This is a genomic window from Mesorhizobium sp. LSJC269B00 (assembly GCF_000502815.1).
Taxonomy (GTDB): domain Bacteria; phylum Pseudomonadota; class Alphaproteobacteria; order Rhizobiales; family Rhizobiaceae; genus Mesorhizobium.
This window is the reverse complement of record NZ_AYVN01000006.1, coordinates 30187-44005: the sequence shown is the minus strand read 5'-3', so window position 1 is coordinate 44005 and position 13819 is coordinate 30187. Positions and strand designations below refer to the sequence as shown.

The following is a 13819-nucleotide window of genomic DNA, read 5'->3' as shown; positions in this document are numbered from 1 at the left end:
GCGGGGCAGGCACGTAGCATCGGTCTCAAGAGCGGTAGGCAACATGGGGTAGATGTTGCGATGGGTTATTTTGACCGGACACTTGAATATATTGACCGGGTGCAGCGTGCCGACACGTCGGCTGCGGTGTGCGAGCAGCTACTTAGTGTCACCTCGAATTTCGGATTGACGGCCCTGATAGCCGCAACGGTGCCGCAGCCCGGTACACCAAGCAGCCAGACGAAGGACCATGTGCTGCTCTGCGATTGGCCTAGCGAATGGCTGGAGCGTTACTTATCGCGCAACTACGTCGACCACGATCCGGTCGTCAGCCATTTGAAGCAGTTTCGGGCGCCATTCCAATGGCGCGATGCCGTTCAAAGCATGCCCGCCGACAAGAGCAGCGCCGAGGTAATGCGCGACGCCCGCCAGTTCAAGCTGCGTGACGGCCTCGCCTTCCCGCTGATCACGCTCGAAGGCCAGATCGCGCTGGTCTCGCTGGGCGGTGAGGCGGTCGAACTGTCCGAAGCCGAATTCGCAATGGTCTCGCTGGCCTCCACCTATGCCATCGGCCGCGCCATGCAGCTTCAAACGACGGCCGGCAAATCTATCGATCACATTGAATTGACGCCGCGCGAGCGCGAATGCCTGCAATGGGCGGCGGTCGGAAAATCCGAGTGGGAGATTTCGCAGATCCTCGGCATCTCGGAGCATACCTCTGAGAAACACCTTCTCAACGCCAAGAGCAAACTAGGCGCCGCCAACCGTGTGCAGGCAGTCGCCGAAGCAGTCAGGCACGGCTATATCAGCTAGGCCGGTTCTGGCGGCCCGAAATTTATGGCCGCATTGTTGGCGTCATATCTTCAGAAAAGACCGGCCCCTGTCGTCCTCTTGAGACGGCTAATGCTTTCTTAACGCCAAAAGCAGACTCGGCGTCGCCAACAGGGTGCACGCCATCGCGGAGGCGTTTAGACGCAGCTATATTAGCCATGTCGGCTGTGGCAGCCTGGAAATCCTTGCCAACACCTTCGCGCAATTTTTTCGGGAAAGCCCGGCCGTATCTTCCTCTTAAGCCCAGGAGACGGCTAATGCTATTTTCCCTTACCACTCAACAACTGATGGAACGTCCCGACCTATGGGAGGCCGTCCATCGCCTGCGTTACAAGGTCTTCGTCGATGAGATGCGGTGGACCGATCTCGATCGCCCGGACGGCCTCGAAATCGATCAATTCGACCATGATGAGGCCGAACACCACCTTGTCATACGCAATGGCGAGCTTGCAGGCTATCATCGGATGCTGCCGACCACACGGCCGCATCTCCTTAGCGATGTGATGCCGGAACTCTGCGAGGGAAAGCGCCCTTCGGGACCGAATGTCTGGGAGCTAACCCGTTACGCGGTGGCGCCAGGCTTTCGCGATGGCAAGCGCGGCGTGTCTACGGTCGGCACCGAACTGATCGCCGGCTTCGTCGAATGGGGCCTTGCTCGCAATGTCGATCAGGTCATTATCGAGGTCGAGCCGGTGTGGGTGCTGCGGACGCTGCAGTTGCACTTCCTGGCGACGCCGCTCGGGTACCAGCGCACCTATGGCAACCAGCAGGTCGTCGCCACACTGCTGACCTTCAACGAGCATACGCTGGATGTCGTGCGTTCGCGCCGCAACCATCACGCCCCGGTGTTGGCCAGAGGCACCCCCCACATGCTCGGCATGCGGCAGGCGTCGTGAGACTGTCTTCACCCGACGCGCTTTAATGCATGTCGCTCAAAGTGGCCCCGGTTTTGAGAGAACGACATGCATGAAACAAAGACCTAAAGCGCGTCGCGTGAATCCGTTCAAATGCGATGCGCTTTAGACAATGGCCACAGAGCCCACCTCCGTGTGGGGGTGGGCTCTGTAATTTCAGCCTCTGCCTATCGAGGCCAGTCTCTACTTCTCGAGAAACGACGGCCCTTCGCCGACGATCTTTTTGTCTTCCTTGCCGATGGCGTCGAGATCGCGCCCATCATAGGGCAGCGACAACAGGATGCGCCGCATGACGGCCAGCCGCGAGCGCCGCTTGTCATTGGCCCGCACGATGATCCAGGGCGCGAACTGCTTGTGCGTGCACTCGACCATCTGGTCGCGCGCCTTGGTGTAGTCGTCCCATTTGGTAATGCCGGCAATATCGATCGGCGAGAACTTCCAGTTCTTCAGCGGAGACCAGCGGCGGTCGTGAAACCGTTCGAGCTGGGTTTCGCGGCCGATGTTGAGCCAGAATTTGAAGAAATAGATGCCGTCGTTGGAGATCATCCGCTCGAAATGCGGCGTCTCGTCGAGGAATTTTGCATGCTGTTCCGGTGTGCAGAATCCCATCACCGGCTCGACGCCGCCGCGGTTGTACCAGGACCGGTCGAAGGTGACGAATTCGCCCGATGTCGGGAAATGGGCGACGTAGCGCTGGTAGTACCATTGCCCGACTTCGGTTGGGGTCGGCTTGGTCAGCGCCACATTGCGCGCGGTTCGAGGATTGAGATACTGGCGCAGCACCGAGATGGTGCCGCCCTTGCCGGCGGCATCGCGCCCCTCGAACAGCGACATCACTCTGCTGCCGGTCGCCCGGAGCCAGGCCTGCGCCTTGACCAGTTCGATCTGCAGCCGCTCCAGCGTCTCGTCATACTCCTCGCTCTTCATTTTCTTGTCGTAGGGGTAGTCGCCTGCGGTCAGTTTGTGGTCCTCGATCCAGCTGGGAAGCTCAGGGTTTTCGATGTCGAACTCCCGCTCCTTGCCGTCCACCTTGATCTTCAGCGGCCCCTTTGCCGGCTCTGCGGCGGGACTTTCCTTGGCTTTTTTCATCGAGACGAACCTTTCCAGCTTGCGGACTCATGCTATGGGGGGCCTCAAACCCGGTCCAGCGGAAGTTTCGGCGAGACCGGCACAGAAGCACGGAAAGCACGAATGGCTGACACCGGCGCAGAGCGGACAACCACGGGGCAAGCCGTCGCCGGCCGGCTGTGGAACAGCCGATGGCTGCTTGCCGCCGGTGCGATCGCCATCATGGCCGTTTATGGGTTTGCCGGTATCTCCGCCTATGTGGTCATGGCTGCGTTGACGGTGCTGCTGGCCGCCGCGCTTCTGCCAACCGGTGGCGCCAGCCGGTCCGCTGAGACCATTGCCACGATCGAGGCGAGTGGGCTGCAGCGGCTTTCCGGCGAATATCTTGCGGCTGCCGTTGCCGATCCGCTGATCATCTTCGACCGCACCGCCACCATCGTCCACGCCAATGCCGCCGCCTTTGCCGCCTTTGTCGGTATCGCGCCCGGCCTGTCGCTGTCGCTAAAATTCCGCGCGCCGGAAATGCAGGCCTTGCTGGACGGCGTGCTGTCGGGAACCGTCGCCTCCGATGCCGTCGACTACACCGAGAAGCTGCCGGTGGAACGGGCCTACCGGGTCAGCGCGTCCTCGGTCGGCCACGCCACCGATCTCTATGTGCTGGTATTCAAGGACCAGAGTGAGACGCGCCGCATCGACCGCATGCGCGCTGACTTCATAGCCAATGCCAGCCACGAGTTGCGCACCCCGCTTGCTTCAATCTCGGGCTTCGTCGAGACGTTGCGCGGCCCGGCCCGCAACGATCCGGCGGCGCGCGAGCAGTTCCTGCAGATCATGCAGAACCAGACCGGCCGCATGGCGCGCCTCATCGACGATCTCCTGTCGCTGTCGAGGCTTGAAATGAAGCCTTACCTGAGGCCGGGAACCGAGGTCGATCTGCGCCAGACCATCGACAGCGTCATCGATTCACTAGGCCCGCTCGCCAGCGAGAACGGCGTCGTCATCGAACGCGACTACGCCGAGGGGCCGCTCGACGTGCCCGGAGACCGCGACGAGCTGTTCCAGGTGTTCGAGAATCTCTTGGAAAACGCCTGCAAATACGGCCAGCCTGGCGGACGCGTCACGGTGTCGATCGCGCGGGGCGAGGCCGGCCCGGAACCGGGCATCGATGTAACCATCAGGGACTACGGCCCGGGCATCCCGGAAGAGCACATACCGCGCATTACCGAGCGCTTCTATCGCGTCGACGTGGAGAGCAGCCGCACGCAGAAAGGCACCGGTCTTGGCCTGTCCATCGTCAAGCATATTCTGACGCGCCACAACGCCCGGCTTTCGATCAAGTCGGAGGTTGGCAAGGGCGCGGCGTTCACGGTCCATTTGCCGGCAGGCTGAGGCGGTACTATCTGCTAACTGCCTGTTTCTTCTTTCTGTCATCCGGCTAGCGTATCAGCACAGGGGTCGAGGAAACGACTCAAAAGGCCAAAGATTTAAGGAAGGCATTTCGCCCATGCAGTCCGTACACATTGTCAGCGCCTATGACGAAGAGCTGAAATACCTGGCGAAGCGCATCGCTGCGACGGGCGGCCATGCCGAGCGCATGGTCGAGCAGGCGATCCAGGCGCTGGTCAATGCCGATCCCGGCCTCGCCCAGAAGGTCATCCGCGACGACATCGTGCTTGACGAGGGCCAGCGCGAAATCGACGACAAAGCCATCGTCATCATCGCCAAGCGCCAGCCCATGGCGACCGATCTGCGCGAGATCGTCGGCGCCATCCGCATTTCGGCCGACCTCGAACGGGTCGGTGACCTCGCCAAGAACGTCGCCAAGCGTGTGGTCAGCGTCATTGATGGCCGCCAGCCGACCAGCCTGTTTCGCGGCCTCGAGGCGCTGGCCGAACTCGCTTTGACCCAGCTCAAGGAAGTGCTCGACGTCTATGCCTCGCGCTCGGTCGAGAAAATAGGCTTCGTTCGCGACCGCGACGACCAGATCGATGCCATGTACACCTCGCTGTTTCGCGAGCTTTTGACCTACATGATGGAAGATCCGCGCAACATCACGCCGTGCACGCATCTGCTGTTTTGCGCCAAGAACATCGAGCGCATCGGCGACCACGCCACCAACATTGCCGAGACGATCTACTACATCGTCACCGGCGAGCAGTTGCCGGCCGAGCGTCCAAAGGGCGACAAGACCGACAAGATTGCCCTTCCGGCGCTGCCGGTGAAGTGATCGCGCGCCCCTCGAACGCTTAATCATATTGCGCTAAACTACCCGGATGTTAGCGTCTCGGTTCCTGGCCAAGGCCAGGCGCTCAGGAGGCTGCGATGGAATATGTCCGAGAGTTCAAGCCGGCGCCGGCATCGTCCGGCATCATCGCGTCGAGCGTCTACACCGCCGGCAAGCGCATCGCCGACATTCCGATCGAGGAAGCCGGTGAATGGGCCAAGAAGTCGGGCCATGTCGTCTGGATCGGGCTGCTCGAACCCGACCGCGAGCTTCTGCTGCGCGTCAAGGCGCAATTCCATTTGCATGAGCTGGCGATTGAAGACGCCGAACATCCGCACCAGCGGCCGAAGATCGAGCAATATGGCGATGCGCTGTTCATCGTTGCCCGCACTGCACAGCTGATCGACGGACGCGTCACCTTCGGCGAGACGCATCTGTTCGTCGGCTCAGGCTATATCGTCAGCGTCAGGCATGGTCCCTCGACCTCATACGCCGCCGTGCGCCAGCACTGGGAAAGCTGTCCGCACTCACTGGCCAAGGGCGAGGATTTCGTCCTCTACGCCATTCTCGACTTCATCGTCGACAACTACATGCCGGTGCTCGAGCAGATCGAGGACGAGGTCGAGGCGATCGAGGACAGGGTGCTGCTGAAGCCGATGACCGGTCCCGACATCGAGCGGCTCTATATGCTGCGCCGCGATCTGTTGCGCCTGCGCAATGCGGCGCTGCCGCTGGTCGAGGTCTGCCGCCGGCTGACCAGCGCCGACCTGCCGCAGATCCATACCGCCATGCATCCGCTGTTTCGCGATGTCACCGATCATATCCGCACCGTGCAGGAAAAGATCGACAGCCTGCGCGAGGTTCTGGCCTTCGCTTTCGAAGCCAGCCTGCTGGTCGGCCAGAGCCAGGAAACCGCGAACACCAAGAAGCTGGCCTCATGGGCCGCGATCCTGGCGGTGCCGACGGCGCTCGCCGGCATTTACGGCATGAATTTCGACGACATGCCGGAGCTGAAGATGCAATACGGCTATCCCGTCGTATTGGTCTCGATCGCGCTGATCTGCTCGTTTTTGTATTGGCGATTTCGGAAGAGTGGGTGGCTGTGATGGTAGGCAGTAGGCAGTAGGCAGTAGGCAGTAGGCAGTAGGCAGTAGGCAGTAGGCAGTAGGCAGAATAAGGTAGCGCCTCACGAGCGCTACCCCATTCCCTACTGCCCAGTCCCCAATCCCTATTCCTAACTACCGGCTTCTGCGCCGCTCTGAAGCCGGCTGGAACGCCACCCTTGCGTGGTACTTGCAGTAAGGTCCGGTTTCGGCCGCCTCGTTGCCGCAGAAGTTGAAGTCTTCCGACAGCGGGTCGCCATTCGGCCATTTGCAGGTGCGCTCGGTGAGATCGGTGAGCTGCAGATGCCGCGAGATCGGCACGACGACGTTTTCGACCGGGCGGATGTAGTGGCGCGCCACTGGCTCGGCGTCGAACTGCGCCTGCAGCGCGTTCGCCCCGATCGACGTCGTGACATGGCGCTGCGTGGTTGCGGCGCGCGGCACCGATTTCTGGATCGAAGATCCCTGCGTTGTCTTCTTCTGACGCGCCGGCGTCGCGGTCGAGCGTCCGCGGCCCGACAGCTTCAGCCGGTGCACCTTGCCGATGACCGCGTTGCGGCTGACCCCGCCGAGTTGTGCGGCGATCTGGCTTGCGCTCAAGCCCTCCGACCACAGTTTCCTGAGAAGTTCGACCCGCTCGTCAGTCCAGTTCATGAGACCGCGCTCCTGCTAAGTGTGCGGCAGCCGGAATCCGTTCCCGACCCGGCAATCTTTGCCGGGGCAGACACCACATATATTAGGTGATTAGGTCCGCCGCACGAAATCTAGTTATTTCCCGACTACAATTACCTCATGTGTTGACTCGGTGACAAGAGTCCCAGGTGCAACACGAATCGGTTTTTTAGGTTTTCCCCAACTTGCCCGGTCGCTTATGAGCCGGCGTCTCGTCGGGAGCTGGCCACGCGCCTCTGCACGACGTTTTCGTTGACTTCATGGCCGAAAAACACGATAAGCCGCAAAGGCCGCCGCTTTGGCGGCTTTTTTGATTTTTCCGGTACCGGAGACGCATATAATGAGCGGTTCGGCGCTTTACGAGACCTTTGCCCGCGCCCCTTTGGCCTTCGATCATGGCGAAGGCACCTGGCTGGTTACCGACAAGGGCGAGCGATATCTCGATTTCGCTGGCGGCATCGCGGTCAATTCGTTGGGCCACAGCCATCCGCATCTGGTCTCGGCGCTGACCGAACAGGCGGCCAAGCTCTGGCACGTCTCCAATCTCTACGAGATCCCGGGGCAGACCCGGCTCGGCGAGCGGCTGGCTGACGCCACCTTCGCCGACAAGGTGTTCTTCACCAATTCCGGCGCCGAGGCGCTCGAATGCGCGATCAAGACGGCGCGGCGCTACCAGTTCGTCAAGGGCCATCCCGAGCGCTTCCGGGTCGTCACCTTCGAAGGCGCCTTCCACGGCCGCACGCTGGCGACCATCGCCGCCGGCGGCCAGTACAAATATCTCGAAGGTTTTGGGCCCAAGGTCGAAGGCTTCGACCAGGTCGGCTTCGACGACATCGACGCCGCCGAGAAGGCGATCACACCAGAGACCGCCGCGATCCTGATCGAACCGGTGCAAGGCGAGGGCGGCATCCGCCCGGTGCCGACGCAATCCTTGAAACGGCTGCGGCAGCTCTGCGACCAGCACGGCCTGCTGCTGATCTTCGATGAGGTCCAGTGCGGTATCGGTCGCACCGGAAAGCTGTTCGCGCATGAATGGACCGGCGTGACGCCCGACATCATGGCGATTGCCAAGGGCATTGGCGGCGGCTTCCCGATGGGCGCGTGCCTCGCCACCGACGACGCTGTCGTCGGCATGACGGCAGGCGTGCATGGCACCACTTTCGGCGGCAATCCGCTGGCCATGGCGGTCGGCAACGCTGTGCTCGACGTCGTGCTGGAAGACGGCTTCCTCGAAGACGTCCAGCGCAAGGCATTGCTGATGAAGCAGGGCCTGGCGGCGGTTGCCGACGAATTTCCCGATGTCATCGAAGGCATCAGGGGCAGCGGCCTGATGCTTGGCCTGAAATGCGCCATGCCCAACACCAAGGTCAACATGGCGCTGCGCGACCAGCATCTGCTGGCGGTGCCGGCAGGCGACAACGTCATTCGTCTGCTGCCGCCGCTGACCGTCACCGACGCCGAGATCGGCGAAGCGCTCGATCGCATCCGCGCCGGCGCCAAGGGCCTGACCGACGCCATCGCCGCGGCCGCCGCGAAGTAATCCCGAGAACCATTCCCGATGAGCCTTCGCCATTTCACCGATCTTTCCGCCGTTTCCGAAGGCGATCTGCGCCTGATGCTGGACGATGCGGTTGTGCGCAAGGCGCGCCTCAAGGCCGGCGAACGGACCAAACCGCTCGAAGGCAAGGTGCTGGCCATGATCTTCGACAAGCCGTCGACGCGCACGCGCGTGTCCTTCGACGTCGGCATGCGACAGCTCGGCGGCGAGACCATCATGCTGACCGGCACCGAAATGCAGCTCGGCCGCTCCGAGACCATTGCCGACACCGCCAAGGTGCTGTCGCGCTATGTCGACGCCATCATGATCCGCACCACGTCGCATGAGCGGCTGCTCGAGCTGACCGAGAATGCCACGATTCCGGTCATCAACGGGCTGACCGACGACACCCATCCCTGTCAGCTGATGGCCGACATCATGACCTTCGAGGAGCATCGCGGTCCGGTTGCCGGCAAGACCATCGCCTGGACCGGCGACGGCAACAACGTGCTGCATTCGCTGCTCGAAGCTTCGGCGCGGTTCCGCTTCAACCTGAACGTCGCAGTGCCGGAAGGCAGCGAGCCGGCGCAAAAGCATATCGACTGGTCGAAGAGCAATGGCGGCAAGCTGCACTTCACCCGCTCGCCCGAGGAAGCCGTCGACCAAGCCGACTGCATCGTCACCGACTGCTGGGTGTCGATGGGCCAGGAACACCGCGCCCGCGGCCACAATGTCTTCTCGCCCTATCAGGTCAATGCGGCGCTGATGGCGAGGGCCAAGCCCGACGCCCTGTTCATGCACTGCCTGCCGGCGCATCGCGGCGAGGAAGTCACCGACGAGGTCATCGACGGTCCGCATTCGGTTGTCTTCGACGAAGCCGAGAACCGGCTCCACGCCCAGAAGGCGGTTTTGGCCTGGTGTCTGGGCGCTTGATCTCCAGGCGCTTGATCTCCAAGCGCTTGATCCGGGGCGGCGCGATGCCTATTTGCGCCCCATCACGCAAATCAAGCGCGTTTGGACGCATGCACCCCTCCGGGCCGCATGGCCGCGCCCTGGAGCTTTGTCATGTTGGAAACGCATCAAGTGACTGAACATCACCCCAAACTCGGCGAGTTCGGCTATGCCGGCGACGATCATGTCGTGCCCTTCGAGGTAGGCCCGCTCGACGTGCGCGGCCGCACCGTGCAGCTCGGGCCGATGCTCGACGCCATCCTCAACCGTCATGACTATCCCGAGCCGGTCGCCCGCCTGCTGGCGGAAGCCTGTGTGCTGACGGTGCTGCTCGGCACCTCGCTCAAATTCGAGGGCAAGTTCATCCTGCAGACCCGCACCGACGGGCCTGTCGACATGCTGGTCGCGGATTTCTCCACGCCCTCGGCATTGCGCGCCTATGCGCGCTTCGATGCCGACCGGCTGGAGGCCCTGGTGGCCGCAGGCCAGACCTCGCAGCAGACGCTGCTGGGCAGCGGCGTTTTGGCGCTGACCATCGACCAGGGGGCGCACACGCAGCGCTATCAGGGCATCGTCCAGCTCGACGGCGAGACGCTGGAAGACGCCGCGCGCACCTATTTCCGCCAGTCGGAGCAGATCCCGACCGACCTCAGGCTGTCGGTGGCCAAGCTGCTGACGCCCGGCCCCGGCGGTGCGCGCGAGCAGTGGCGCGCCGGCGGTATCCTGGCGCAGTTCCTGCCGCAGTCGCCCGAGCGCATGCGCGTGCCCGACATTTCGGGGGGCGACGGCGATCCGCGCGACGTGATGAACGAGCCGGCCGACAATTCTTGGCGCGAGCTGGTGGCGCTGCTCGGCACCATCGAGCCGACCGAGCTGATCGACCCGACCATCGGCGCCGAGCGGCTGCTCTACAGGCTGTTCCACGAACATGGCGTGCGCGTCTTCGGCGGCGTGCCGGTTGCCGACCAATGTTCCTGCTCAAGGGACAAGATACGCGGCATCCTCGAGGGGTTTTCCGCGCAGGAAATCAAGGACAGCACCGAAGATGGCGGCATCCACGTCGCCTGCGAGTTCTGCTCGAAGCAGTACGACTTCGACCCGGCGGAGTTTGCAGCTCAGTAGCATCTCTACCTTCTCCCCGTTCACGGGGAGAAGGTACCCGAAGGGCGGATGAGGGGCAGCGCGAACTTTGGTGAATGGCCGCGCATAGCCTAGGTCATGTGCGTGGAAGATAACCTCATGAGTCTGGCGCTGCCCCTCATTGCCCTGCCGGGCATTTCTCCCCGTATAGTGACGGGGAGAAAACCCCTAATTCACCGTCAGTCGGGTCCCCGGCAGATCCAGCGAAAACGCGGGAATAGCGACGTCGAACGTCTCGCCCTTTTTGTTGCGCATGGTGTAGTGGTCGACCATGAAGCCGGACGGCGTCGATAGCGGGCAGCCTGACGTGTATTGATAGCTGTCGCCGGGATTGAGCTCAGGCTGGTCGCCGACCACGCCGGCGCCGCGCACTTCCTCGACCCGGCCGCTGCCGTCGGTGATGTGCCAGTAACGCGACATAAGCTGCACGAAATCGTCCGACTGGTTGTCGATCGTCACCTGGTAGCCCCAGACATAACGGTTCTCCGCCGGGTCCGAGCGGTCCTCCAGGTAAAACGGTCTGACCTGCACTTCGATGTTGCGCGTGACGGCGCGGTACATGGGCTGCTCCGGTTGCGCGGCAGGGAACATTTGTCGCGCCATGCGGTTTGATACGCGCAGAGCGGCATGTCCTGCCAGCCTCAAAGCGCAGGTGCCGACAAACAATGTCATTTAAGTGACACATGACAATGTTGGTGTGCGCAAACCTTGCCGGCGACTCAAGGCCCATCTGTCGACTGACAAAGCAGCCGCGAGCGGCCTTTCCGGAGTGACCAGATCTCGATGGAACCAGCTCTCACAGCCGCCTTCGCTTCCTCCGCTTTGCTTCTTTCCAATCTCGCCAGCATCCTGCTTGCATCGTCGAAGCTGAAAGCGCGCCGTCTCATCCCTCCGCCGTCCAACGAGCAGCCGCCGGTCTCGATCGTCGTGCCGTCGCGCGGCGTGGAGCCGTTCACACAAGAGACGCTGCAGCGAGCTTTCTCGCTTGACTGGCCGATCTACGAACTGATCTTCTGCGTCGCTCACGCCGACGACCCGGTCGTCGAACTGATAAACAGGGCGATCGTCCTGTTTCCCAACGTGCCGACCCGGCTGCTGATCGGCGACGACCGCGTCAGCAGCAACCCGAAGCTCAACAACTGCGTCAAGGGCTGGGAAGCGGCGCGCTATCATTGGGTTATTCTGGCGGATTCCAACGTGCTGATGCCTAGGGATTACGTCCAGCACCTGATGGCGGCCTGGCGGACCAATACCGGGCTTATCTGCTCGACGCCGATCGGCTCGCGGCCGGATGGCTTCTGGGCCGAGGTCGAATGCGCGTTCCTCAACACGCTGCAGGCGCGCTGGCAATATGCCGGCGAGGCGCTCGGTCTCGGCTTTGCCCAAGGCAAGAGCATGCTGTGGAACAAGCCGATGCTCGATACCAGTGGCGGTATCCGCGCGCTGGCCGCCGAGATCGCCGAGGATGCTGCTGCAACCAAGCTGGTCAACGGACTGGGCCTGCACGTCAATCTCGTTGCCTCGCCTTTCGAGCAACCACTGGGGCAGCGCCGACTTGCCGACATCTGGTCGCGCCAGGCGCGCTGGGCGCGGTTGCGCCGCGTCACTTTCCCGCTGTTTTTCGCACCCGAGATCCTGACCGGCGTCGCCGTGCCGCTGGCGTTGGCGCTGGTGGCGGCCGCAAGTGCCGGCATCAGCCTGCCGGCCACGGTGTTGGCCGTGCTGACGGCGGCCTACATTCCCGAATGCGCGCTGGCCGCGGCCAAGGGCTGGCACCTGTCGCTGCGCATGGTCCCGGCGATGATGGTGCGCGACATGATGCTTCCCGCCATCTGGGCGCGCGGCTGGCTGAGCGGCGCCGTCGACTGGCGCGGCAACATCATGACCATCGGCACCAAGACGGCCGAACTGGAAGAGGTTTCGTCGGGAGCGTGACGCCTCGCGGCCTATCCGGCTGCCTTCAGCGCCTGCGCAACGTCCTCCAGCAGATCGTCCGTATCCTCAAGACCGACCGACAGCCTGAGCGTTCCCGGCCCGATGCCAAGCTCGGCGCGAGCTTCGTCGCTGAGGTTCTTGTGCGTGGTGGTCGCCGGATGGGTGATCAGGCTCTTGGCGTCGCCGAGATTGTTGGAGATCAGCACGATGTCGAGCGCGTTCTGCAAGGCGAAGGCCGCCTGCTTGCCGCCCTTGATGTCGAGGCAGATCAGCGTCGATCCGCCTGTCATCTGCTTCTTGACGATGTCGGCCTGCGGGTGGTCGGCGCGGCCGGGATAGATGACGCGGGCGATTTCCGGCCGTCCTGCCAGGAAATCCGCGATCTTGGCCGCGCTTTCAGTCTGCTGGCGCACCCGAACCGGCAGCGTCTCCAGGCCCTTGAGCAGCGTCCAGGCGTTGAACGGCGACAGGCTCGGGCCGGTGTGGCGGAAATAGTCGTGCAAATTCTCGTCGATCCATTTCTTGTCCGACAGGATGATGCCGCCGAGACAGCGTCCCTGGCCGTCAATGTGCTTGGTCGCGGAGTAGACGACGATATGGGCGCCGAGCTGCAAGGGCTTCTGCTGCAAGGGCGTGGCGAAGACATTGTCGACGATCAGCCTGGCGCCGATCGAGGTGGCGAGCGCCGCCACCGCTGCGATGTCGACCACTTCCAGCGTCGGATTGGTCGGGCTTTCCAAGAAGAACAGTTTCGTGTTCGGCCGCACCGCCTTTTCCCAGTTGGCGATGTCGGTGCCGTCGACCAGCGTTGCCTCGATGCCGTATTTCGGCGCCAGCGTCTCCACCACCCAGCGGCAGGAGCCGAACAGCGCGCGCGCCGCAACGATATGGTCGCCGGCCTTGGCGCTGCACAGGAGCGCTGCCGTCACCGCCGCCATGCCGGACGCCGTGGCGCGCGCATCTTCGGCACCCTCCAGCGCGCACATGCGCTTTTCGAACATGTCGACGGTAGGGTTGGCATAGCGCGAATAGATGAAGCCCGGCTCCTCGCCCTTGAAACGGGCTTCCGCGGCCTGCGCCGTTTCATAGACATAGCCCTGGGTGAGATACATCGCTTCCGACGTCTCGCCGAACTGGGAACGCAGTGTTCCCCCGTGCACGAGTGCGGTCTGAGGCTTCCAGTTACGCTTCTTGGTGCTCATCGCTTTTGTTCCAGACACAAAAAAACCGGCCGCGAAAGTCGCAACCGGTCCATATGGCCTTGCGGCCCGACGGTCCTTTAGCGACTTGTTTAACGTGGCTGCAAGCCGACCGGCCAAATCACCACGGGATAACGACCCTTTAGACCTCACCTGCGCTTGCGTCAATTGCCGGCTTCATTAAGAGGTTTGTACCAGGCAGGTTCCGCAATAATATCCAGCGGTTTTGCGGCAAGAACCTGCCACAAAGAGACCGACCTTGGAGC

The 13819-nt window shown here is 62.6% G+C and carries 13 protein-coding genes and 1 riboswitch; of the genes, 9 read left to right on the top strand and 4 right to left on the bottom strand.

All coding sequences use genetic code 11. The features are described from left to right. Window positions 1-60 precede the first annotated feature (60 nt). Together X771_RS147670 and X771_RS147675 are read left to right on the top strand one after the other, a co-directional pair. Window positions 61-792 carry a LuxR family transcriptional regulator gene (locus tag X771_RS147670; protein WP_023669621.1) on the top strand — a complete coding sequence of 244 codons (732 nt, stop codon included), beginning with the start codon at window positions 61-63 and terminating at the stop codon, window positions 790-792. Between the two features lie 275 nt (window positions 793-1067). Further along, window positions 1068-1706, top strand: coding sequence for a GNAT family N-acetyltransferase (locus X771_RS147675; protein WP_023681954.1), 639 nt, complete (start codon window positions 1068-1070; stop codon window positions 1704-1706). Window positions 1707-1907: 201 nt separating this feature from the next. Here X771_RS147675 and ppk2 read toward each other — a convergent pair whose 3' ends face one another. Further along, complete coding sequence (gene ppk2, locus X771_RS147680) at window positions 1908-2813, bottom strand: polyphosphate kinase 2 (protein ID WP_023688696.1); 906 nt, start codon at window positions 2811-2813, stop codon at window positions 1908-1910. 102 nt (window positions 2814-2915) lie between these two features. Between ppk2 and X771_RS147685 the strand changes: the two genes are divergently transcribed. The 3 genes from X771_RS147685 to X771_RS147695 all read left to right on the top strand — a co-directional run bounded on the left by X771_RS147685 (window position 2916) and on the right by X771_RS147695 (window position 6122). Next, on the top strand, window positions 2916-4181 hold the full coding sequence (locus tag X771_RS147685) for an ATP-binding protein (RefSeq protein ID WP_023688695.1): 1266 nt from the start codon (window positions 2916-2918) through the stop codon (window positions 4179-4181). Between the two features lie 115 nt (window positions 4182-4296). After that, entirely contained in the window at window positions 4297-5019 is a 723-nt protein-coding gene (phoU, locus tag X771_RS147690; RefSeq protein WP_023688694.1) for a phosphate signaling complex protein PhoU, read from the top strand. Between the two features lie 95 nt (window positions 5020-5114). Then, window positions 5115-6122 (top strand): magnesium and cobalt transport protein CorA, encoded by a 1008-nt coding sequence (locus X771_RS147695; protein WP_023669626.1) that lies wholly within the window; start codon window positions 5115-5117, stop codon window positions 6120-6122. Between the two features lie 132 nt (window positions 6123-6254). On the opposite strand, the gene X771_RS147700 is transcribed toward X771_RS147695, so the two are convergent. After that, entirely contained in the window at window positions 6255-6773 is a 519-nt protein-coding gene (locus X771_RS147700; protein WP_023669627.1) for a GcrA family cell cycle regulator, read from the bottom strand. A 358-nt stretch (window positions 6774-7131) separates the two neighbouring features. On the opposite strand from X771_RS147700, the gene X771_RS147705 reads away from it, so the two are divergent. The 3 genes from X771_RS147705 (at window position 7132) to X771_RS147715 (ending at window position 10401) form a co-directional block, all read left to right on the top strand. Further along, window positions 7132-8331 carry an aspartate aminotransferase family protein gene (locus X771_RS147705; RefSeq protein WP_023669628.1) on the top strand — a complete coding sequence of 400 codons (1200 nt, stop codon included), beginning with the start codon at window positions 7132-7134 and terminating at the stop codon, window positions 8329-8331. An 18-nt stretch (window positions 8332-8349) separates the two neighbouring features. Continuing rightward, window positions 8350-9261: an ornithine carbamoyltransferase gene (gene argF / locus X771_RS147710; protein ID WP_023669629.1), complete on the top strand. Its 912-nt coding sequence runs from the start codon at window positions 8350-8352 to the stop codon at window positions 9259-9261. A 108-nt stretch (window positions 9262-9369) separates the two neighbouring features. Beyond that, window positions 9370-10401 (top strand): Hsp33 family molecular chaperone, encoded by a 1032-nt coding sequence (locus X771_RS147715; RefSeq protein WP_031202777.1) that lies wholly within the window; start codon window positions 9370-9372, stop codon window positions 10399-10401. A 186-nt stretch (window positions 10402-10587) separates the two neighbouring features. Here the strand turns inward: X771_RS147715 and apaG are convergent, their stop codons facing one another. After that, complete coding sequence (apaG, locus tag X771_RS147720) at window positions 10588-10980, bottom strand: Co2+/Mg2+ efflux protein ApaG (protein ID WP_023688692.1); 393 nt, start codon at window positions 10978-10980, stop codon at window positions 10588-10590. A gap of 222 nt (window positions 10981-11202) precedes the next feature. Here apaG and X771_RS147725 point away from each other — a divergent pair, with 222 nt between their 5' ends. Beyond that, complete coding sequence (locus X771_RS147725) at window positions 11203-12354, top strand: ceramide glucosyltransferase (RefSeq protein WP_023688691.1); 1152 nt, start codon at window positions 11203-11205, stop codon at window positions 12352-12354. Between the two features lie 11 nt (window positions 12355-12365). Here X771_RS147725 and X771_RS147730 read toward each other — a convergent pair whose 3' ends face one another. Beyond that, window positions 12366-13556, bottom strand: coding sequence for an O-succinylhomoserine sulfhydrylase (locus tag X771_RS147730; protein ID WP_023688690.1), 1191 nt, complete (start codon window positions 13554-13556; stop codon window positions 12366-12368). 57 nt (window positions 13557-13613) lie between these two features. After that, a riboswitch (SAM riboswitch) is annotated at window positions 13614-13691 on the bottom strand. Between the last annotated feature and the right edge of the window lie 128 nt (window positions 13692-13819).